Origin of the sequence: Marinilabilia sp., assembly GCF_016278715.1 — a bacterium.
Classification (GTDB): Bacteria; Bacteroidota; Bacteroidia; order Bacteroidales; family Marinilabiliaceae; genus Marinilabilia.
Genome location: NZ_JADQBH010000320.1, coordinates 1 through 23593, shown reverse-complemented (window position 1 = coordinate 23593; position 23593 = coordinate 1). Strand labels below are relative to the sequence as shown.

The window sequence follows — 23593 nt, the reverse complement described above, 5'->3', positions numbered from 1 at the left end:
AATCTTTTCAATGCCTGTTTGGTATAATTCTTTCACCTCCTGAACCAACTGATCCACGGATAGCTGAAAATTCCCCGGCATGGAGCGAATCGGGTTGCGCACCCCTTCTCCGGGGCAAACAAAATATGGCATTATTAAATCATCGGCAGTAACCTCGGTTTCCCGAACCATTGACCGAATGGCCGCGGATTTTCTTAATCGCCTGAGGCGGGTAACTGGAAAACTCATAATTAATTTTTATTTTTTACTGATTACAATACTCCGTTAAACTTTTGCAAACTGCTGGCAATAAATGGTGACAAAAACCAACAGCCACAATTTTCTGATTTTTAATTATTTTGAATCAACTCATCAATGCGGCCGTTTTTTTTTCAGACTGATGAATAATTAGTGTCTGTAAGAAAACCACCCGGGGATATAACAACCTCCCCTACAGACTTTAAAACAAAACAATATCCCGGAACAACTATTCTATATTATTCCAAGTTGCTGAAGTACGCACCTCGCAAGATTATCATAACCGGGTGGGTCGGCGGTTGCCAGGGGCGAAAACCCTGATTCAAGGGCTGCTCCTGTTGTAGTCTGCCCTATGCTCACCATCCTTATATCGGTAGGTTGTCGTTTTTCCGTCAGTTCCGATAAATGCTGAACTGCCGAAGGACTGCTGACCACAATGACATCATAAGCATTTTCTTCCACCAAAGTCAGAACCTCCCGGTCAACCTCGGGAATCTTTACAGTTGCGTAAACATTAATTCTTTCAACAAAAAAATCTTCTTTAAAAGCATCCTCTAATACTCCCGGAGCTCTGTTTCCCAGGACAAGCAAAAGGTTTTGACCTGGTTTGAGAACTGCTTTCAGTTCATTAGCAAATTGTTGTCCGGATTGCCCGCTGCCTGCAAAATCAGGCTTAAAAGGCAATCCCTCAAATGCACTGGCGGTTCCGGCCCCTATCACAGCAATTTTATTTCGCTTATGTTTGGTCTGATTCTGCCAAAAGTACTTCACTCCGTTTTTGCTGGTAAATACAATCCAATCATATTTTTCTATGGGTTGTTCAAACACATAGGGGCTTTCTACAATATCGGTCAAAGGCATAGAGCGCACCTCAACACCTTTACTTCTCAGTAAAGAAGTGAAAACACCGGAGGTTTGCTCCGGCCAGGTGGTTATTACCCTCGGCTTTATCATTCCAATGCATTGTTTTAATAAAAAACATTCCCGACAGGCTGTTTTTCTAATTACCGGATGGCTTTCAGAATATCACGTCCCCCCATCTCAAGCAGGGTCCCGGCCAAATCTTCCGCTTCTTTAATGGCCATCGCTGGCTCGCAGGAAGCACTCCTTCGCAGCAATATCCGACCATCCACGGAAGCAATCAGGCCTGTAATTTTAAATTCATCTATGCTCCTCTCTGTGTAGCAGGCTACGGGTACCTGACATCCGCCTTCAACAGTTTTCAGAAACATTCGTTCGACACTGACAGCCTGCATATCCATTGGATCAGTAACAGATTGTATCAATTCTGACATTTCTGAATCCTGATCCCGAATTTGCATTGCAACGGCTCCCTGGCTAACCGCCGGAAGCATAATCTCCGGACTCAGATATTCTGTAATCCGGTCTTCTAACCCCAGTCGAAGAACGCCCGCTCCCGCAAGTACCACACCTTCACAGTGTCCTTCTTCCATTTTTCGGAGACGGGATTCCACATTCCCCCTGATATCAACAATATTCAGTTCCGGGTTGAAATGCAAAATCTGGGCCTGACGTCGAAGGCTGGAAGTACCTATCCGGTCGTTTTGTACAAACTCATTCAGTTTCCGACCGTCTCTCGAAATAAATACATCCCTTACTTCTCCCCTGGGCAACACGCCCCCCAATATCAATCCCTTGGGTAAAGTTGTGGGCAAATCCTTCAGGCTGTGAACTGCCACATCCAGGCTCCCGTCTTCAAGACCAGCTTCTATTTCCTTAGTAAAAAGACCCTTATCTCCTATCCTGGACAAAGCCTTGTCCAACACTTTATCACCTAATGTCTGACGGGTAACAATGTTAACTTTTAAACCGGGATAATTTCGCTCCAGCGCAAATTGTACTTCCCTGGCCTGCCACAAAGCCAACCGACTGCTTCTGGTTCCTATATTTACAACATGTTTACGCATACCCGAACCATTATTCAAAGAGTTGATGAATCGCTTTAATTATTTCATCCTTGCGGCCATTCCCGGTGGTAATCTTAAGATTTTTCACCAGTCGGTTTATCATTTTATCTGATAGATGCCGACTGTATGACCTCAATAAGTCCTTTTCCTCAACCGAAAGTGAAGTTCCATACGTTTCAACCGCCGCCATATTAACTTCCTGAACCGAAGAAATCATGTTTTGAATAGCCGGGGATAATTTGCGGCTTCCCAGCCACTCATCAAACTCCCCAACTTTAATTAATATAATTTTATTGGCTGTTTCAAAAAAACTCTTCTTTTTCTCTTCGTTATGAAGAACCACCTTTTGCAGGTCGTCTATATTAAACAACTTTACATTTGGCAGTTCTCCCAGCGAGGGTTCAATATTCCTCGGAACGCCCAAATCTATCATCATAATTTTATGTCCCGGGGAGAACGATTCAGCCATTGATGCCTTAATTATATGCTCCATACTGGTGGAAGCAATTAATATCTCACAGTTTTTCAGGGCAGTAAAGAGTTCTTCTATAGGCAAAGGTTGGCCGTTATACCGTAGGGCCAGTTCTTCGGCTTTTGAAAAAGTCCGATTGACAATAGTAATATTTCGACTTCCTCTTTTATACAGATTCTTAACGACCAGTTCTCCGGTTTCTCCCGCACCCAGCAACAATATCCTGCGATCGGAAAGATCGGAAAAATGTTCCCTGCACTTTTCGACAGCTGCATAGCTTACAGAAAAAGCACCCTGATTGATTCCGGTTTTGGTTCGAACCTGTTTACTTACTTCCAATGCCTTGGTAAAAAGCCTTGAAAGTATAGTGCCGCAGGATTGATTGGCCCGGGCTGTGCTCAGTGCATTTTTTATTTGCGAAACTATTTGATACTCACCAAATACCATTGATTCTAAACCCGAAATCAAACGAAAAAGATGATGTACAGCCTCTTTATCAAAAAAATGATAAAAATGTTCTTTACCGGTAATATCTGCTTTTACAAAACCGTTGAGACAGGTTTTTATATGTCTGACTGCGCCCTTAATGCAACCCGATGGAGTGGTAAAATAAATTTCTGTGCGATTGCATGTGGCAACAATAATTACTCCATCAACCTCACTCGATTGCATGATGCTCTGTGATATGATGTTGATCTTATTACTGTCAAAAGCAAAATCCTCTCTTATTGGGAGCGGCGCTGTTTTATGGCTTAAACCGATTAATCCAATCATAATGACGATCGGTGAAATGAAATTGAATAGTCCTGAAATGAAAAAGTGTCTATCCTGAAATATTCATTGGTAATCGTAATAGATAAATTTTTGAATAAATCAGGCTACAGGCAGTAGTTTTCTAACCTCGTCAAATCTGGCGGGGAGAGTCCGCTAAAACAAAGCATCTCAACGGAAGAAAACAGAAAAGAAACTCCGGATAATCGACGCCGGGCATCAACAAAATCAAAAGGAACCTGCATCTCTTCCCAAAGTCCTGATTGCTTGTTTATCCCTGAGATTGTTTGCGGTTCTTCCTGAAAACAATTCTCACAAAAATAAAAGGTGGATGCCGGAGTTGGCGATGAGGTAAACTCAACAGAAGAAATCTCCCTGGAGGCGATTCCATCAACATCACCCACTCCCTCGGAAGGAAAAGCAGAAATTCGAATGGAAAATACCACCAAAAATCCCACAAATAAAAGGTATGGAATGAATGTGCCTGAAATGCCTATAATAAACATGGGTGATTTTTTTGTTTCTGCCTCTCAAAAGTAGCAATAATGATTGGGACAAAAAAGAAAGGAATGTAACATAATGGCCGAAATCATTTTGTCGGATACGAAAACTTCACAACCAACCTCTCTGCTGATGAAATAAAAGATATCTATTATCCGAGGGGTAGGTACTCCAGCGGACCATTTTTATTTTCCACATTGGCAGATGTAAGTTTACAATTTAACTACTCATACTACACCTTCACTCCCCATATTTTCCCTTTCCACATATTAAAAACCACTTCTCCTTTTTTAGTTTTTATTTTTGCCGAAAACAAGAAAACGACAACGTAGAAATTATACCAAAAATGAAAACATTATTACCTGTGACCTTAATCGGTCTTATCCTCCTGATTGCCGGATGTTCCGGAAATCCTCAGGAACACAAAAAGGAATTGAGATATGTAAAAGTGGCCAAAGTTACGAACCCGTCCTCCCTTGGTGAAAAGTCTTTTAATGCCACTATTGAAGAAAATCACCAGTCCTCCGTTGCTTTCAGAGTAGGAGGTCAGGTTGAGAAAATATTTTATTCGGAGGGTGATTATGTAAAGGAGGGTCAAGTTTTGGCAAGGTTAGACCAACGTGACTTTAAAACCAGCCTACTTGCCGCAGATGCTCAGTATAAGCAGGCAAAAAGTGAGTTTGAAAGGTATTCTCAACTCTTCGAACAGGGAAAATTCCCCAGGAACTCCCTCGACAAACTGGAAGCCGGCTACCTTGCCGCCAAAAGCAACTGGGAAAGTGCCAATAATGGACTCGTTGACACGGAACTGAAAGCACCCTTCTCAGGTTACATATACCAAAAACTCATTGAAAACCACGAGCCCGTGGCACCGGGAGAACCCGCTTTAATCATCATTGACACCAACACGCTGGAGGTGAATTTTTCGGTTCCCGAAACAATTGTCAATCAACTAAGCGAAGGTCAGGAGGCAAAAGTTTCCATCAATCAACAAATCAACAAACGTTATCCTGCAACCATAAAATCAGTGGCTCATAAAGCAGGAGACGACCGCTTGTTTAACGTGCGATTAAAAATGCAAAATCCCGACCCCCGAACCATCAAACCCGGAATGACTGCAAAGGCCATTATTAGCAATGCCAATCCCGAACAGGCGACAAGCATTTCTGTCCCCGCCGAAGCATTGTTTTATAGTGGGGACCAGGCAAATGTGTGGGTTTACAATCAACAGGACAGTAAAGTGTCTAAACGAGCCGTTGGCACAGGAGAAATTATTGAAAATGGTTGGGTTCAAATCCTCCAGGGGATACATGAAAACGAAATGATCGTTGTCGCGGGAGTTCACTCACTTATGGAAGGACAACAAGTGAAACTACTTTCTCAAAATTCTTCACTTTAATTCAGTTACTGATGTTAGAGAAAATATTACAAAAAAAATCACTGCTCATTACCTTTTTCACAGTTCTGGTAATTGGAGGTATTGGCTCCTTCTCCAGCCTCAGCAAACTCGAAGACCCGGAGATACCTGTAAAAGCGGCAGTGGTCATTACTCCTTATCCGGGGGCATCTGCCGAAGAAGTGGATCTGGAGGTCACCAAGCTAATGGAAGAAGCCATCCAGAAACTCGAAAATATTGACTACATAGAATCCCGTTCCATCCCCGGGATGTCACAAATTACGGTCAACCTGGAAGGAAAGGTTACCACGGGGGAACTCCCCCAGATATGGGACCACCTGAGAAGAAAAGTAAACGATGCAAGTCCCGGATTGCCTGCAGGGGCCGGCAAGCCCATTGTGAATGACGATTTCGGCGATGTATATGGTATTTTCATGGCCGTCAGCAGCGACGGATATACTTATGAGGAGTTAGATGATTATACAGATTTTCTAAGACAGGAATTATTACAAGTAAAAGGGGTTAAGCGAATTGAAGTCATCGGGCAACAAAATGAAGTGATAAACATATCATTCTCAGCGGAGGAATTTGCCCATCTCGGCATTAATCCTATGTCAATCGCCCAAACCCTCAACGACGAGGCCGAAGTCGTTGATGCCGGAAGCGTTGTATCGGGAACCGAACGGTTGCGTATTAATGTTGGTACAAAACTACGTTCTTTATCTGAAGTTAAAAACCTGAATATCTATACAATTGATGGCAGAAGCTTCCGCCTTGGAGATGTTGCTGATATTTCAAAAGGTTTCTACCGACCAAAACAAAGCGGATTAACATATAATACAAGGTCTGCTCTGGGATTAGCTATCTCCATGGAACCGGGTGACAATATTATCAAGCTTGGAGAACGCGTGGATTCACGTCTGGCGGAGCTAAAACCAGAAATCCCGGTCGGAATTGAAGTCCATAAAATTTATGACCAACCATCCAAAGTTCAAGCTTCTATAGGCGATTTCACTATCAATTTGATTGAATCGGTGGTCATTGTCATTATAGTGCTACTAATTGCAATGGGATTTCGGGCTGGGCTACTCATCGCCAGCAGCTTGATTTTTACCATCCTAAGCACTTTTATCATCATGAATTTCCTGGATATGACCCTTGATAAAGTATCATTGGCTGCCATTATTATTGCCATGGGAATGCTGGTCGATAATGCAATTGTGGTGGTAGATGGGATACTTGCTGATATGCAAAAAGGAGTTAAGCGCCACAAAGCTTTTGTAATGGCCGCTAAACAAAATGCCTTTCCTCTGCTGGGTGCTACCATCATTACAATTCTGGCATTCATGCCAATGGCATTTAATACAACAGCGGCAGGAGAGTTTATGAAACCGCTCTTCTTTGTTTTGACAATTTCTCTTATTATGAGTTGGATACTAGCCATGATCCAGGCCCCTTTTATGGCTTCTTTGTTTTACAGAAAAGGAAAAAGGAAGAAGAAGAAGAAAGGACAAGATACAGAAGAAATTTACTCTGGTGGATTTTACCGATACTTCAAAAAAATCATCAGCTTTGCCCTTTGGCACAAATCACTGGTATCCATCGCCACAATATTAATCCTGGTCACCTCCTTTTGGGCATTTCGCTTTATCAACAAGGATTTTTTCCCGGTATCCAACTACAATCAGTTTATGGTTGAATTCAGTTTACCCGACGGCAGTGATATCTACCAGGTAGAAAAAGACCTTGAATCCATCCAGGAAAATCTACTTCTGTGGGAAGAAGTAACAAAAGTTACCACAGCGTTGGGTAGTTCACCTGTACGTTACACCCTGGCACGCCCCATGAACAGCTATAATCCAGGCTATGGTGAATTGATAGTCGAAACTAATACTTTCGAGGAAGCAATGACCATCATGCCCCGGATAGAAGTAGAATTCTCAAAAAGATTCCCCAATTCAACCATCCGTTGCCGGCAGTATTCGGCTATTGGAGGGGACTATAAGATTCAGGCCATGTTTTCAGGTCCCGACGCTGAAATTCTGCGGGATTTTGCAGAAAGAGCCAAGAAAATAATGAACAATGAACCCACTGCGGTTTTCGTAAATGATAACTGGGGCAACAAAGTTAAAAATCTGGTTCCGGTTTATGCCCCCGAAAAAGCCAGACCGCTGAATATTACAAGAAACTCAATGGCCTCAGCTCTGGCTATTGCGTCAGAAGGAATAACGGTTGGGGCATATTATGAAGAAAACACACAACTTCCCATGTTGCTAAAGCTGGAGCCTTCTCTTGCAGATAATCCTGCAAATATAGGGTCGGTTCCCGTATGGGGCAACTATTCAGAAAGTAGCGTTCCTCTGGCCCAAATTACAGATTCAATGAGTCTGAATGGCCAAAACTACCTGATAAGCAGATATGACGGAATCAGGTCTATCAAAGCTCAATGCGACCCGGTGAGAGGCATAACTACCCCCGAGGTAATGGAAAAAATCAGGCCTGAAATTGAAGCACTGGAACTACCCGAAGGTTACACGCTTGAATGGCATGGAGAGCTAAAGGATAGCAATACAGCCAATCAGGCACTAATGGAAAACCTGCCGCTTGCACTTTTGCTGATGGTACTTATCACAATTGCCCTGTTCAACAATTTCAGGCAGCCCACACTTATATTCCTTATCGTACCGCTGGCCTTTATCGGTATTATTGCCGGTTTTCTCATTACCAGGCTTAATTTTGGTTTTGTAGCCATCATTGGTGGATTAGGACTAATAGGAATGATGATTAAAAACACCGTGGTGCTACTTGACCAGATAAATATTGACATCAATAGTGGTAAAGAAAAACTGGAGGCCATCCTCGGAGCCACCGTATCGAGAGTGCGCCCTGTCACGATGGCTTCCCTTACCACCATTCTGGGAATGTTCCCTCTTTTATTCGATGAAATGTTCCAGGGAATGGCTGTATCAATCATGTTCGGACTGCTCTTTGGAACCGTCATAACGCTGGTTATTGTGCCTGTACTGTACGCAGTCTTTTACAAGGTGGACACCCGGGCCATTACTCATCACGATGATTTACCATAAAACTAAAACGATGCTGAAAAAAACAATATATATCGCTCTGATTTTCCTGTTACCGGTTGCCGCTATCTCTCAAACTCCTGTCACTCTGCAGGAGTGCCGGGAAGAGGCGCTCTCCAACAATAAAAAGGTTCAAACCTCACTATTGCAGGTTCAGAAAGCAGAGGCGGCAAAAAAAGAAGCAACCACAGCTTATCTCCCGGCCATTGATGGGAGTGCCAATGCAATTTTCATTCCCGACCTGGAGGAATTGAGACAATTTGGTATAGAGAAAGATAACCTTCAACTATATCAGGCGCAAATATCAGCTCAACAGCCAATTTATGCAGGAGGAAAAATCCGGTTGGCCAATAAAATGGCCAGTAAAGGAGTGCAAATGGCAGAAAAGGCCAGGGAGAAACAACAAGCGGACATTATCCTGGAAACAGATGAAGCTTACTGGCACCTTTTTGCTATGCAGGAACAACAGAAGGTTGTAAAGCGATTTACTGAAGCACTCGACTCCCTTGAGGAACAGCTTCAGGCCACTTATGACCTGGGAATCGCTCCAAAAAGTGAGCTTCTGAAAGTTACCGTTCGGAAGAATGAAGCAGAAATGACCGCTCTCGAGGTCAATAATGCGGTTCGCTTATTGCAAATGAATCTGGCACATATCATTGGACGACCTGTTAATGAAGAGTTGTTAGCCACCACTAATCCTGATACAAACCAGGAAAGCAAAATTTCACCTGATGCCAGCGAAACATCTGGTGGGGTAGATAGTCGGCCGGAAATAAATATTCTGGAAAATCAGGCACAAATAAAGAATCTTGAGAAAAAAGTAACCAGAGCTGACTATCTTCCGCAATTGGGCGCACAAGTGAGTTACGGTTACCTGGAAGCCCCCGACATCGCACCCGGATCCTGGAATATAAATGCAGCAGCCCAACTATCGGTTCCGATTTTTCACTGGCGTGAGAAAAAACATAAAATGCAACAAGCTGAAATAAATGAACAAATGGCTATATTAGACTTGGAAAACACCCGGGAATTAATCAGTCTGGAAATAAGTCAGGCCAAACTTAAACTGGAGGAGGGACGGAAAAAAATTCGTTTGGCTAATAAATCTCTGGAAGAAGCTTCAGAGACCTTGTCCGAGGTGGAAATCAGTTACAATGCCGGATTGAACACTATTACCGACCTGCTAAATGCCCGGGTAGCTTATCAGCGAACTGAAGCATCCCTGGTAAAAGCCCGCTCAGACTATGAGATTCTAAAAACAACATGGCTCAAAACTATCGGACAACTTAATACCAGCCTATAAGCTCAGGAGGATTATGAGGAAATTTAAACCTATACATCAACACTGGTCCAACAACATACAATTACCTCCTAAAACCAGGCTCCTAAAACGCATTATAGCAGAGATTATCACATCTCTGCTATACATCTTTACAATTACATTAGTTATTAAAGATGCGTCCATCAACACTTTAGAAATCAAAGGAGTTTTTTTTGCTGTTATCGTATTTGTTTTTCTTAGTGAAGGGATTTTCGTTTTCGACTCCCTTGTGGGAAAAAGATACCCCTGGCACGAGGCCCTTACCAAAAGAGTTGCCTCACTCCTTCTCTTTGCTCCTTTTTGGCTGGTGATAACAGGGATTATCGCAAAATTTTTCCGGCCTTTTTTCATTCCGGACGAGAATCTTAAAGACCCGGATTCTTTTGCCCTTGGGATAACAATTCTGGTTTTGTTTGTCGGCATTTATGTGTCAGCACTTGTGGCCAGTAACTACCATAATTCTCTAAAATATTTCATTCTGGAAAATGAAAAGTTACGCCAGGAGAAACTCAGGTTAGATTACCATGCACTTCAGGATCAACTCAATCCCCATTTCCTTTTTAACAACCTAAGCACCTTAATGGCCATCATCCCCGACAACCAGGAGAAAGCACTTAAATTTATCGAAAACTTCACGGATGTTTATCGCTATGTTCTAAAAAACTCCAAAACGCGGTTATCACCTCTAATTGACGAACTAGAGTTCATCAATGCATATATTACCCTCCATAAAGAACGCTTGGTCGACGGATTTATATATCACATTGAAATTCATGAAAGCCAGAAGAATAAGCTCCTTCCTCCTCTAAGTTTACAATACCTCGTGGAAAATGCCATAAAACACAATCTGGCCACTAAGGCCCAACCATTGACACTGAATATCTTTACCCAAAATAATCGTTTGGTCGTGTCTAATAATTTTCAGCCAAAAACTTCTACTTATTCAACCAACACAGGGCTTTCAAACCTAAAAAAAAGATACAAGTATCTGAGAATAAAAGAAGGAATTGATATCGTAAATACGGAGGAAACTTTTACGGTTTCTATTCCATTAATTGAAAAAAGCAGCAAATATGAACTATAAAGTACTAATTATTGAGGATGAGCCACTGTTATCCGCGGCTTTAAGGAAGCAAATAGAGAACCTGCAACCTAACTTAATTATTGATGACGAATTAAGAACGGTTGCCGACACGGTTAAGTGGCTTGAAAACAATCCCGAACCGGCACTCATCTTCATGGATATCCAGCTGGCCGATGGTATCTGTTTTTCAATTTTCGACCAGGCCGATGTCTCCAACAAAGCCATTGTTTTTACCACTGCTTACGATGAATATGCCATTGAGGCTTTCGACATCAACAGTGTTGCATACCTTTTGAAACCCATCAAAACCAATGACCTGAAGAAAGTTTTTGCCAAGTTGGAGAAAGTTAAGAAAGTTGTCGACAAACAAATAAAATCATCTTCCTTCAATATTAATTATTCACAGTTGGCAGAGGAGGTCACCAGGCAACAAAACAAATTCAGAAAACGATTCCTTATAGCCAAAGCCGATTCCTATAAACAAATCCCTGTGGAGGAGATAGCTTTTTTTATGGTGGATGAAAAACTGACACTGGCAGTAACCTTCGAACATCGGGAACACATCATCGACTGGACCCTATCGGAGCTGGAAGAAGAGTTGAAACCGGATGATTTTATGCGCATTAACAGGCAGTTTATTCTTAACATTAATGCCATCGACAGGCTGGAAAACTATTTCAACAACAAATTAATCGTTAAGCTAATTTCAGGTTTAGAAACATCAACACGTATAGTCGTAAGCCGTGAAAAAGCATCTCTTGTCAAAAGCTGGTTAGACCAATAATTCTTATACCTCATAAGAATGAACCTTCAAAAATGAAGTTTTAATTTCTCTTTTTGCTGGTTCATTCTCTTTATCCCCCTGAATTCTTTGCAGCCCTCTATCTTTGCACTCTGTTTCCCGAAAATCAGATAAAGGAACACTGTGAGGATGCAAAATTCAATATACCGTATATTTTTAGTTGCAGGGATAGGGATATTAACAATCCTGTCACTTCTCCTAATCCCCCGTCTAAGCATCAACCCCTCATTTGACATCTACATCCCTGAAAATGTCGGCAACAAAACCGTTCTAAATAGACTTGACAGCATCTTCGGAAGTAATGAGAAACTCCTGTTGATTCAAAAAAATAAAAATGGGATTCTTAACCGCAACAGCTATGAAAGAACGGGCGTTCTTGCTGGAAAGCTGCAACAAATTAATGGAATAGAACACACCTTTTCATTGCACAATGTAATTGAATTTCAGGAAGAGGACGGTTTCACGGATATAGTCCCACTAATCCCTCACATTCCCGATGAGCCGGCGGCTCTGGATTCCCTGAAACAAAAGATTACCGGCAACCTCATGGCCAGTCGTCTTGTGAGTAGGGATTTTACAGCATCAGCTATTGTTCTTACAAAGTCGAATAACATTGATGACCAAACTATTATATCGGAGATAAAACAAGTCATCAAAGAAACTCCCGGCAAAGATGAAATCCATATTGGAGGTTTGGCTTTCATCAGAACTTCCGTCAAATCTTACATCAAAAGAGACCTCGTAACATTGCTTCCGGCAGCACTGCTGGTTATGATAGTGATGCTCTTTCTGTTTTTCAGGGAGTGGAAAGGCGTGCTTTTGCCCTTTTTGGTAGTTATTCTCTCCATTGTGTTTTCATTCGGACTCATGGCGCTCTTCGATTGGGAAATCTCCCTGGTCTCAGTGCTTTTGCCCATCATGCTCATTGCCATTGCCAACGATTATGGCATCCATCTCATCAACTTATACCAGGAAAAATGCCGCGAAAACAAACATGAGAACAATAAACATATTTCCCAAAGCATCTACCGGGAACTCAAACAACCGATAACCATTACCGGCCTGACTACTATTGGCGGGATGCTGGGACTGTTATCACACCAAATGGCACCTGCGGCTCAGTTGGGTGTACTGGCTTCGGCAGGCATTGGTATCGCATTGATTTTAAGTCTTTTTCTCATACCGACTCTTCTTGCATTTTACAAGAAACCAAAAAAGAATCATTTAACCGTCCCTGATAACAAAGGGTTTTTAAACAAAACCCTTGAACTCTTCGCCAAGTGGGTCAACCATTATCCAAAAACTATAGTCGTTACCTTCCTTCTGATTTCTCTTATCAGCATCGGAGGAATTTTTCTATTGAAAGTGGACACCAATGTCGAAGGCTATTTTGCCAAAGATTCGCAGGTTCGTACAAGCATTGACCTGACCAATGAAAAATTTGGGGGTTCCCAATATGTTTCCATTCTTTTTTCCGGAAACATTCTTGCACCCGATGTACTTCGCCGAATGGAACACTATACCGAACAAATAGAACAATTACCTCAGGCAGGAAACATCATTTCTCCCGTCACACTTTTTAAAGAACTGAGCAAAGGCTATTATTCAGCCGGCGAAGCAGGATATGGCTCACTACCACGCAATCAGGCTGAAGCTGCACAGTATCTGGAAATCGCCTCATTGGCCGAATTTGATGAACAGATATCCCAATTGATAGATTTTAATCATGAGAATGCCAGGATACTGGTAAGTCTTACGGATGGCAGCAACCAAACCGGAAAGGAGCTGTTACATGAGCTCAAAAATATTACCGGTGATGACCCGCTGCTAAATGGAATTGCAGGGCCGGGATTATCAAAAATCCAAATTGCAGACATGGTCATTAAAGGTCAAATAACTTCTTTGGTGCTGGCATTTTTTATCATCATCATCCTTTTATCTTTTATTTTCAAATCAATAGCTGCCGGAATAAAAGGGAGTATCCCCCTACTTGTGGCCACCCTGTTTCTTTTCGGACTGATGGGCTTCACGGGGATTCCGCTGGACATCGTCACAGCGCTTCTCTCTTCCATTATGATTGGAGTGGGAATCGATTACACCATCCATTTTTTGTGGAGGTATAAAGCGGAATACGCTATTCTCCATAATCCAAAATCCGCTGTTTCGGCAACACTAACTACAACCGGAAGGGGCATTATATTCAACGCATTATCGGTCATCATCGGTTTTGCCGTTCTGATTCTTTCAGGCTTTGCCCCTCTCAGATTTTTTGGACTTTTGGTGGTCGTCTCCATTTTTTCATGCCTGATGAGTGCACTATTGCTTGTTCCTGCTATCGTAACCTTAACAAAACCTAAATTCCTGGAACCTGGAATTAGCAAAATGTAACAGGACCAGCATTTTACATAAAACAAATATACTATGCAAATTACCATACTCCTTTTTTGTCTGCTGGGGATGTTCAATACCGGGGACAAGGAACAGAAAAATGCTAAAGAGACCTTCGAAATCGCAGTAAAGAAACTAGTTTTAAAAGATGTTCGTGCGACCATAACACTAGAAACATTTGACGGAAACGGCAACGACAAATCACGAACACTTAACGTCTCATTTGCCAAGTTCGACGAGACAAAAAAGGTAATGATAGAAATTACTGCGCCTGAAGACCTTCTTGGAACCAGAATTTTAATGACTGACTACTCCGACAAAGAGGGTATCATTGAAGTATTTCTGCCCGCTACGGGGAAAATCAGAAAGTTCAGGGCCAACAATCGCAGATTGAAAATGGTTGACAGTGAAATTCCAATGAATCATTTCAGTTCCTCTGCTTTTGCAAATTACCAGCTTTTAGAATCAAAACAGGTAACCATAAATGGAGTCGATTACAAAAAAATTAAACTTCACTTACCTGATAAATCTGAATATCTGATTGCTTATGTAGATGTCTCCAGGGAACTTTTGTCCCGTATTGAATCCTACGACAGCGGGGCCAAACTCACCGATATTACCGAATTCACAGATTATCGACACATTAATTCAACAGGAAATGAACTGATTTTTCCCCACAAGGTGAATGTGAGCAATCCAAGCAGCGGCAAGGCCTCGGTGCTGACTATCAATGACTTAAAAACCTTGAAGCAAATCCAAAAATCCGATTTTGATTTAGTAACAAAATCTAAATCCGAAGAATGATAATCACCTCATCCATAGAACCGATATACTATATCCTGCCACTCACAGGACTAATAGTCGGCCTTTTTGGAACTATCCTGGGGGGTGGTGGCGGCTTTTTCTTTTTACCCTTGCTGACATTGGTCATTGGTGCACCAGTTCAAACGGCCGTGATTACATCATTAGTGGCAACCCTGCCAATATGCGCTGTGGGAGCAGCAATGCACTACAGAAGGGGAAATGTGGACATTCGAACTGGTTCAATATTCGCATTTACCGGCATCATTGGTGCATTTGCAGGAGCGGCCATTGCAAACGTCCTAACACCAGAACTACTTAAAACTGTTTTTGGCATCTATGCGGTTGCCATCGCCTTAACGATGATTTTGAACACAACGCGACACAAAATTCATAAAACAACACCACTCAAGAAAAAACACAAAAGAACAATTTACAATTTTAAAAAACCGGCATTCGGCTTTCTGGCGGGTATCATTACCGGCACATTCGGGACCAGTGGCACTGCCCCGGTGTTGGCGGGTTTGTTTTCCAGTAACCTTCCGCTTAAAACGGTTATTGGCACGTCCTTATTCGTTTTGCTGGCAAACACTTCCTTTGGTGTGGGAGCACACCTCTTGCTGGGACAAATAGACCTTACCCTGGTAGTTCTTCTCACATCAGGTTCGGCACCGGGAGCTTTGCTGGGTCCCACAATACTATCCAAAGTAAAAACCGACAATTCTGAAAGTTCAATAAAATATGTCTATGCGGCCATTATGGTCATCATCGGCATTTTAATGATAGTGAAATGATAAAACTGATATACATCATCATCTTAAGTTATTTTCTGGCAGGGGGAGTGGGTTTCTATTTCATCAACAGACAAAAAGCGCCACAAGTGGCTCGCAAAAGCTACACCAAATTCGGGGTCTATTTCATCATCATCAACATCCTTTTTTTCTCCATTGTTATCAACCCCGTTTATTTCAAATACCTCTCTGTAATCATCATTGGTGGTGGTATGCTGGAACTCTTTTTTCTTCATCAAACAACAGGCTATAAGAACAAGGGAGTATTTCTCAGCTCACTACTGGTTTTCATGGTCTTGTCATACGGTCTCTTTTCTTTCAGCAAACTAAGTAAAGAACTGATTCTTTTCTCTTTTCTCACACTCTCTATTTTCGACAGCTTCAGCCAGATAACCGGACAACTATGGGGGCGTGAAAAAATATTTCCAAACATCAGTCCTAATAAAACATGGGGAGGCCTTGCAGGGGGCTCAGCAGTTGCTCTCCTTAGTGCCATTCTTCTTCGTAATCTTTTTCCGGGCTCTCTTTTTGAATTACTGATTACTGTTGCAGGAATTATTCCCAGTGCCTTTGCCGGAGATTTGGGCGCCTCCTACTACAAACGAAAATATCTTGCCAAGGATTTCAGCAACCTTATTCCGGGGCATGGCGGCATATTAGACAGGTTCGACAGTCTCATTGCCGGTGGAGCCTGGGTAAGTCTTTGTGCCTGGTTATTTAATATTTAATAAGGAAGTTCAAACAGAAGTTGACATGGATAATATTATCGTAATTTCATTTGTCTATTTAATTGGGATAGTTGTTTTATTAGCTTTTAATGAAATTAACTACCGACGACTGAAAATTAAAGGGGAAATAACTCGCAAATTTGCTCATTTCGCAGCAACACTGGCCACCATTCCCTTTCCTTATATCTTCCCGTCGCATTGGTATGTTCTTGTCCTGGCTTCCTTATTCTTCTTTGGTCTGGCTGTGACCCAGCACGGCAAACAACTCAAATCAATTCACGATATCAAAAGGAAGTCCATGGGCAGTTATCTTTTGCCCTTGTCCATTTACCTCTCCTTTCTGATTTCATGCCTATTTGAAAACAAACTTCTTTTCATACTGCCCATGTTGATACTGGCAATATGCGACCCCATGGCAGCAATCCTTGGTATCAACATAAAAAAATACAACGGACAAATAAAATTTGGCAAGCGCAAGTTCAATAAGACTTGGCTCGGAACAACGGCATTTTTCATTACAAGCTTAATTATAGCAATGATTGCACTCTGGCTACACCTGGATATTTTTGACATTAAAACATTATGGCTGGGATTCTTAGTAGCCATTGCCGGCACTTTGAGTGAACTTATTAGCTGGCGGGGTTCAGACAACCTGTCCATCCCGTTGGCAATAATTATTGTATTAACGACTTTTTTGTAACAGGTCACATAAACTTACAGGACATGAAGAGAATAATTATTAACGGAGCCAATGGATATGTGGCTTCCAACTTCATAAACGAATTATTGAAACACAATTATGAAATCGTTGCGCTTGTCAGAGGAAACGAAAGTGCTTCGGCGGAAAATCGTGTCATACAGGCTTTAAACCACATCAATAACGGAGACAATCCGTCCCTAGACAACCTGGAAATAGTGAATTATTCCCTGCTGGAAAAAAACTTTGGCCTTACAGGTGATCTGCTTCAGGAAATCTTTAGTACTGATGTGGACTATTTTCATTTTGCGGCAAGCCTCAAATACGACCAAAAATCGAAAGATGAATTGCTTGCTGTCAATGTCGGAGGAGTAGAGAACTCGGTCAACCTGTTTTCCGCTTTTGCATCGGCTGATTCCCGGTTCTTCTTTGTGGGTACGGCCTATTCATGCGGAAAAACCAAAGAGATATTCGAAGAAAAATTCTACCCCGATCAGGATATTTCTGCCTTTCGTAATTACTACGAATGGTCGAAAAGAATGGCCGAGAACGTAGTAAAACAACACATCGACAACAACGGGCTCAATGGACATGTCGTCCGTTTGTCTCAGGTAGCAGGAGATAACCGGACAGGTATTACAAAAACAGATTACGGCATTTTTGATTTTTCAAAAAGAGTCTATAAACTGGCCCGTCGACACCCAGAGAGCAAGGTAAGAGCAAAAATTTCGCCCATTGGTACACAAAATCTCATCCCCATCAATGTAGCTGTTGGCTACCTTCTACAAACAACTAATAACCAAAGTGTTCCCCGAATAATGAATTTCGTGGCAAACGAACCAGTCAAAAACAGCTACATCATCAATAGTCTGAAAAAACTGATGCCTCTGGATATTGTACCGGTTCCGGAACTCGAACACTCACAAATGAACTCCCTTGAAAGATTAATGGCTGTTGGCATGTCCTTTACCGGCAACTACACCAACATCGATATTCAGTTTGACACCTCACAACGCGATGAAGTAATGACTCCTGCTGACGACTGCATGGACGAACCAACCGTTTACCGGATGCTTGACTATTTCATCGAAAACAGCTTTAAGAATAATCGCACCAGAGAAAAAATACCCATGGAAAACCAGTAGGTCAAAAGGTCTTTTTTCAAACAAACAATGCGTATTTGCTTATTCCATAAAGAACGTCCCCGAATGAGGGATAATAAAAACCCCGGGAAAACGCGAAATTTTATTACAAGATTAGTTAGGTAACAAACACAAAAACAACGAAACAATGAAACAACTAACCATCAAAGGAGAAAAAGTATTGAATATTCCAAACCTTCTCAGCTTGTACCGATTGCTGGTATTTCCGGTAATTCTTTATATGGCACTTACAGGCAAAGAAGAAATATTTACCATACTGCTTTGCATCAGCCTTATAAGCGACATACTTGACGGAAATATTGCCCGTTTATTTAAGCTTCAAACCAACTTTGGAGCAGCGCTCGACAACCTTGCCGATATTGTTACCTACGCAATGGCCCTCACAGGATTATTCATATTCAAATGGGACGTGATTGAACCTCACGGCTGGATCTTATATCTGTTTCTTGGAGTCTTTATTCTCAGTTACATCGTCTCTTTTTTACGATTCGGAAAAATTCCGGGGCTTCACCTCTATTCTGCCGTTTCTGCCGGCTATCTTCAGGGAATATTCTTTTTCGTCCTGTTTGTTTTCGGCTTCTGGCCCTGGTTTTATTATCTGGCCATTGGCTGGGGAACCCTTGCTTACATCGAAAAAATATTCGTCCTCTTTAAACTGGACGACATTAAAATTGGCGTGAAAGGTCTTTACTGGTTAATAAAAAACGAGCAGAATAGTCAATAATCGAAATGAACAATAAAATATTTTGTATTACTGTTCTACTCTGGATTGTTGGGGCATTACTTAATGCCCAACAACTATCTGGTGTAGTATTGGACAAGGATAGCCGGGAACCGGTACCTTTTGCAAATATCTCTGTGAAAGGAACGCTGCAGGGAACCACCGCCGATATCAACGGGGCCTTTTCGTTGCCTGCTCCTCAGCAGGACACCCTGTTGTTTTCGTCGGTCGGTTATTATCCTGAGCAGAAAATCATCAGGGAATTCCCCGACAATAGATTGACAATTTACCTGACTCAAAACATGCAATACCTTGATGAGGTTACCGTAAAACCGGAAGTTGAACGGGCGGTTGTTCTATTCAAACAATTTCAAAAGAAAAAAATATTCAACCAACAACAAATCGAAAACACCGATAACTACAAAACACTCTCCACCACCAATGTTTATATCGCTGTTGACACCGCATCAAATATCACCGGTTTTATTGATAACTTTAAAGAACTTACAATCAGCGGCGATGATAAAAATATCCGTTTCACACCTGTATATCTCGCCGAAAATGGGGAAATAGTAAGCGGTGACTCCACGCAAACCGTATATAATAAGAAAGACGGTATTTTTCCCAGAATAAACCAGGCCATCGAAACCTACATCCTTCGCAACGTTGTGGTGAACCTGGATTTCTATGACGAATACATCAATATCCTCAACAGGTCTTTCCTTTCACCACTGGCAGAAAATGCCTTGTCAAGATACAACCTCTATCTCAATGACAGCTCAACAGTAAATGACGATAAATATTTCCACTTTTCCTTTGCGCCAAAAAACAGACTGGATCAGCTCTTTTCCGGAAGTTTCACCATTGAAGACAAGAGTTTTGCCCTCACAAGCATGGAAGTAAATATTCCGAAAGAGTCCAACCTCAATTTTGTAAAAGGGTTCCGCGGTCACGTTTTATTTCAAAAAACACCGGAGGGTGAGTGGTTTTACCGTGAACAAGATGTGCGTATCAATATGTCACTGGCAATAAATAATGAAACAGATTCACTTTACAGCTCAGAGACAGTGGTTGATATTTCCTCCGGCAACTGGATTGTCAACAAACTGACCCAGTATGCCCTCACCGATGACCTCAAGTCCGCGAAGAACAACTCCTGGTCCGAGAGTCCAGAATTTGCAATAAGCTCAACAAGAAAGGCTGACTACTACCGCGTGGAAAAACTTAAAGAACAGAAACTGATAAAGGGAGTGGATGCCCTTGGAGGACTAGCCCTTACGGGATACCTCAACGCCGGGAAAATTGACATCGGTCCCATGTTTACCATTTACAGCACCAACGCCATTGAAGGACATCGCTTTACAATTCCTCTGCGAACCAGCGAACAGTTGTCAAAACACGTTTCGGTAGGAGGATTTCTGGGAATGGGAACAAGAAGCAAGGAATTGAAATATGGCGGTAATATCATTGTTCAACCATTGGAGTCTGATAAATATATTTTCCGGCTCAACTATTCCGACGATTATTCGCTGGTCTCACATGACAAATTCCACCGCTTCGTAAAAAACAATCCAAATCCCAAAGGCAACGGAAACCTTATTGCAGCGTTTACATCCACCGAAAAAGACCCTTATCTTAAAGAAGAAAAAAGCCTGGAGCTGCGGGTGGAATACAATGTAAACGAGCAGTATCAGTTGGAGTTTTCGCCCTATTATCTTCATAGCACTCAAACTCCTGACATCAACTTTTCACGCGATTTTGCAACATTTGATACTTATGAAAACTATGGGCTGCTGATGAATCTGAGAATTGTTTCGGGACAACACTACGACAAATTCTATTTTGACCGGATTTATTACCTCGATCCTATTCCAGTCATCAATCTTAGCTGGGACATCGGTCAAACCTTGTTGCCCGGTCAAAAGATGAAAAATTCGGGCTGGTATTCTCACCTGAACGGCTCCATCAAGGGGCGAATAAATATGGGACAGGTATTCATGGAATATATGCTTAACGGAGGCTGGTTATCCGGGGAGGCACCTTACGATTTGCTCGACCTACCTGCAGGATCCATGTCCCTGGGGTTTGCGAAGTACCAGTTTAGCCTGTTGCACCATGCCGCGTTTGCTCATAATCTGTATACCAATACACATTTTCATTTCAACGGTGGCGGAATACTGCTGAACAGGGTGCCCCTTATTAGGAACTTAAAACTCCGGGAAATAATCTCATTCAAAGGACACTACGGCACGCTGACCGATAATTACAAAGGAGTCTTTGACTTGCCTACACAATATTCCACTGGGGATACTGTTCCATACGCCGAGATTGGCGTCGGACTCACCAATATTTTAAAATTTCTGAGGGTGGAATATGTTCATCTGGTTGGAACCCATTATCTCCATAGTGATTTTACCGACAAACATGGAATTCGCATAAGAGCTGAGATGAGTTTTTAATCATTTTTTAACGGAAAACTGAACGGATGAAAAAGTTGAAAAACAAAATAATATGGATAACCGGTGCCTCATCAGGCATAGGACAAGCGCTTGCCATAGCACTAGCCTATGAAGGGGCACATCTAATCCTGTCGGCCCGTAATGAGGCGAAATTAGGAATAATCCAAAAAGCTTGCAGGAGATATACCTCATTTTGCATCATAGAACCCCTGGATTTATCTAAAAGTGAAAATATTGATGACCATGTTGATAATGTAATAAAGCAAACGGGGAGCATTGATATCCTTATCAACAATGCCGGTGTCAGTCAGCGTGCTCTCGCCATGGAAACCCCCATAGAAATTGATCGCCGAATTATGGAAGTCAATTTCTTTGGTACGGTGAGTCTCACCAAACGCATACTGCCCTATATGCTTAAGCAGAACTCGGGAAATATTATTGCTGTAAGCAGTATTTCCGGCAAATTCGGATTTCCCCTCCGCACAACCTATTCCGCTTCCAAGCATGCTGTCCAGGGTTTTTTCGAGTCACTCAGAGCAGAATTAAAAAACGAAAACATCAAGGTAACCATCGTTTCCCCCGGTCGGATTAAAACCAATATTTCGCTGAATGCAATTACAACAGATGGCTCACCATACAACATAATGGATGCCGGTCAGGCCGGAGGTATGTCCCCGGAAAAATGTGCAAAAAAAATCATCAGTGCGATAAAAAAACAACGTAAAGAAGTCCTTATTGGAAACAAGGAAATCCTCATGGTTTATATCCGCAGGTGGCTGCCGGCTTTGTATCACAGATTAGTTACCAAAGTGAAAAATTAAAAATATACAGATATGAAAAAAAACATCGTTGGAATTCAACAAATCGGCGTAGGCTTAAAAGATGCGCGGGAAGGCTGGAAATGGTATCGCCGTGTATTTGGGATGGACATCAAAGTTTTTGAAGATACGGCGACAGCCAGGCTGATGCACCACTATACCAATGACAAAGATTGTGAACGCTATGCGGCACTGGCCATGAATATGGAAGGGGGCGGTGGCTTTGAAGTATGGCAGCATACCCAAATGGAACCCAAACCACCGGTTTTCGATGCTCAACTGGGAGACACAGGTATCTTTATCACCAAAATGAAAAGTCGTAACGTACTAAGAGCCTACGACAATCACAAATCAATGGGTATAAAAGTCCTAAGTGAGCCGATTCTCAACCCGGAAAATCGGTTACACTATTTCCTCAAAGACCCCTACAACAATATCTTTGAAGTGCTGGAAGACGACCGCTGCTTCATGAAACAAAAATCACTCACCGGAGGAGTTGCAGGCGCGGTCATCGGCGTATCAGACATCGATAAGGCCATGGAGGTCTATTCCGAAATTCTCCAATACGATGAAGTCATTGCTGACAAATCAGGAGTCTTTAAAGATTTTGAGCCCTTGCCCGGAGGAAAAGAGAAATACAGACGAGTACTGCTGGCGCATAAAGAGCGCCGCACGGGTCCTTTCAGCAAATTACTCGGGCCTACCCAAATTGAACTGGTGCAGTCACTGAAGCGCAGTCCCCGAAAAATTTTCGAAAACCGCATCTGGGGAGAACTGGGATTTATTCACCTCTGTATCGATATTAAAGGAATGGAAGCTTTACAAATGGAATGTGAGGCCAGAGGGTTTCCTTTCACCGTTAATAGTGCCGACAGTTTTGATATGGGAAGTGCCGCAGGTCATTTTTCATACATCTCAGATCCCGATGGTACCCCCATCGAATTCGTAGAGACCCACAAGCTCCCTATCATCGAAAAACTGGGACTTTACATCAACCTGAAAAAAAGAGCCCCTCAAAAACCATTGCCCGACTGGATGGTCAGGTCACTGGCATTCAGCAGAGTCAAAGATTAATTTCAGCATAACCGATTATTTGTAATGCAAGATTTCCGGCAGACGCATTGTAGAGCATGTCTTTCTCTCCACCTCCTGCCGGATTTTTTATTGTTTCATTCGTACAAAACCTTGCAGATCCACTGGCCGCATAGCGCTTGCATGCAACAACTAATACATATTTATCTGTGAAAATCTTTGTCATACTCGTTTCATTCTTTCTTTTTGTCCGCTCATCCAACTTTTATTACTCTTCGCCCATAAAATAAGAATTACAGTAAGCATTCGGTAAACCCCGTCTTGATGCGATAAAAATAAGCGTTGCTTTCAAATTACTTCCAAAACATTCGGAGTAATTTGAAAGTTCTTAGACGGATCC

Annotated in this window: 20 protein-coding genes and 1 pseudogene; 15 read left to right on the top strand and 6 right to left on the bottom strand. The window is 42.1% G+C overall.

Annotated features, from left to right (window positions below; translation table 11 throughout):
- The 5 genes and pseudogenes from QZZ43_RS19330 to QZZ43_RS19310 form a co-directional block, all read right to left on the bottom strand.
- Positions 1–228: pseudogene (locus QZZ43_RS19330) on the bottom strand (porphobilinogen synthase); the annotation flags it as partial.
- 243 nt (positions 229–471) lie between these two features.
- Entirely contained in the window at positions 472–1191 is a 720-nt protein-coding gene (locus tag QZZ43_RS19325) for a uroporphyrinogen-III synthase (RefSeq protein ID WP_291862773.1), read from the bottom strand.
- 50 nt (positions 1192–1241) lie between these two features.
- Entirely contained in the window at positions 1242–2165 is a 924-nt protein-coding gene (hemC, locus tag QZZ43_RS19320; protein WP_291862771.1) for a hydroxymethylbilane synthase, read from the bottom strand.
- A gap of 10 nt (positions 2166–2175) precedes the next feature.
- Positions 2176–3411 (bottom strand): glutamyl-tRNA reductase, encoded by a 1236-nt coding sequence (gene hemA, locus QZZ43_RS19315; RefSeq protein WP_291862769.1) that lies wholly within the window; start codon positions 3409–3411, stop codon positions 2176–2178.
- A gap of 104 nt (positions 3412–3515) precedes the next feature.
- Entirely contained in the window at positions 3516–3914 is a 399-nt protein-coding gene (locus QZZ43_RS19310; RefSeq protein ID WP_291862767.1) for a hypothetical protein, read from the bottom strand.
- A gap of 341 nt (positions 3915–4255) precedes the next feature.
- On the opposite strand from QZZ43_RS19310, the gene QZZ43_RS19305 reads away from it, so the two are divergent.
- The 15 genes from QZZ43_RS19305 to QZZ43_RS19235 all read left to right on the top strand — a co-directional run bounded on the left by QZZ43_RS19305 (position 4256) and on the right by QZZ43_RS19235 (position 23235).
- Complete coding sequence (locus QZZ43_RS19305; protein ID WP_291862765.1) at positions 4256–5308, top strand: efflux RND transporter periplasmic adaptor subunit; 1053 nt, start codon at positions 4256–4258, stop codon at positions 5306–5308.
- Positions 5309–5319: 11 nt separating this feature from the next.
- Positions 5320–8391 carry an efflux RND transporter permease subunit gene (locus QZZ43_RS19300; RefSeq protein WP_291862763.1) on the top strand — a complete coding sequence of 1024 codons (3072 nt, stop codon included), beginning with the start codon at positions 5320–5322 and terminating at the stop codon, positions 8389–8391.
- A gap of 10 nt (positions 8392–8401) precedes the next feature.
- Entirely contained in the window at positions 8402–9691 is a 1290-nt protein-coding gene (locus QZZ43_RS19295; protein ID WP_291862761.1) for a TolC family protein, read from the top strand.
- A 13-nt stretch (positions 9692–9704) separates the two neighbouring features.
- A complete protein-coding gene (locus tag QZZ43_RS19290) occupies positions 9705–10793 on the top strand; it encodes a sensor histidine kinase (protein ID WP_291862757.1) in 1089 nt (362 codons plus the stop codon).
- Complete coding sequence (locus QZZ43_RS19285; RefSeq protein ID WP_291862754.1) at positions 10783–11577, top strand: LytTR family DNA-binding domain-containing protein; 795 nt, start codon at positions 10783–10785, stop codon at positions 11575–11577. The genes QZZ43_RS19290 and QZZ43_RS19285 overlap by 11 nt, the downstream gene beginning before the upstream one ends.
- A gap of 147 nt (positions 11578–11724) precedes the next feature.
- Positions 11725–13983: an efflux RND transporter permease subunit gene (locus QZZ43_RS19280; RefSeq protein ID WP_291862751.1), complete on the top strand. Its 2259-nt coding sequence runs from the start codon at positions 11725–11727 to the stop codon at positions 13981–13983.
- Positions 13984–14016: 33 nt separating this feature from the next.
- Positions 14017–14787: an outer membrane lipoprotein-sorting protein gene (locus tag QZZ43_RS19275; RefSeq protein WP_291862748.1), complete on the top strand. Its 771-nt coding sequence runs from the start codon at positions 14017–14019 to the stop codon at positions 14785–14787.
- Positions 14784–15578 carry a sulfite exporter TauE/SafE family protein gene (locus QZZ43_RS19270; protein ID WP_291862743.1) on the top strand — a complete coding sequence of 265 codons (795 nt, stop codon included), beginning with the start codon at positions 14784–14786 and terminating at the stop codon, positions 15576–15578. The genes QZZ43_RS19275 and QZZ43_RS19270 overlap by 4 nt, the downstream gene beginning before the upstream one ends.
- Complete coding sequence (locus tag QZZ43_RS19265) at positions 15575–16303, top strand: phosphatidate cytidylyltransferase (protein WP_291862739.1); 729 nt, start codon at positions 15575–15577, stop codon at positions 16301–16303. The genes QZZ43_RS19270 and QZZ43_RS19265 overlap by 4 nt, the downstream gene beginning before the upstream one ends.
- Positions 16304–16328: 25 nt before the next feature.
- Complete coding sequence (locus QZZ43_RS19260) at positions 16329–17003, top strand: diacylglycerol/polyprenol kinase family protein (protein ID WP_291862737.1); 675 nt, start codon at positions 16329–16331, stop codon at positions 17001–17003.
- Positions 17004–17026: 23 nt separating this feature from the next.
- The gene (locus QZZ43_RS19255; RefSeq protein ID WP_291862735.1) at positions 17027–18145 is read left to right on the top strand and encodes an SDR family oxidoreductase; all 1119 of its coding nucleotides are present in this window, start codon (positions 17027–17029) and stop codon (positions 18143–18145) included.
- A gap of 145 nt (positions 18146–18290) precedes the next feature.
- Entirely contained in the window at positions 18291–18887 is a 597-nt protein-coding gene (locus tag QZZ43_RS19250; protein WP_291862733.1) for a CDP-alcohol phosphatidyltransferase family protein, read from the top strand.
- A gap of 5 nt (positions 18888–18892) precedes the next feature.
- Entirely contained in the window at positions 18893–21343 is a 2451-nt protein-coding gene (locus QZZ43_RS19245) for a DUF5686 and carboxypeptidase-like regulatory domain-containing protein (protein ID WP_291862731.1), read from the top strand.
- A 26-nt stretch (positions 21344–21369) separates the two neighbouring features.
- Positions 21370–22164 (top strand): SDR family oxidoreductase, encoded by a 795-nt coding sequence (locus QZZ43_RS19240; protein WP_291862729.1) that lies wholly within the window; start codon positions 21370–21372, stop codon positions 22162–22164.
- 12 nt (positions 22165–22176) lie between these two features.
- Positions 22177–23235: a VOC family protein gene (locus tag QZZ43_RS19235; RefSeq protein ID WP_291862727.1), complete on the top strand. Its 1059-nt coding sequence runs from the start codon at positions 22177–22179 to the stop codon at positions 23233–23235.
- Here the strand turns inward: QZZ43_RS19235 and QZZ43_RS19230 are convergent.
- The gene (locus tag QZZ43_RS19230) at positions 23225–23419 is read right to left on the bottom strand and encodes a hypothetical protein (RefSeq protein WP_291862725.1); all 195 of its coding nucleotides are present in this window, start codon (positions 23417–23419) and stop codon (positions 23225–23227) included. The two genes, QZZ43_RS19235 and QZZ43_RS19230, sit on opposite strands and share 11 nt — an antisense overlap.
- Between the last annotated feature and the right edge of the window lie 174 nt (positions 23420–23593).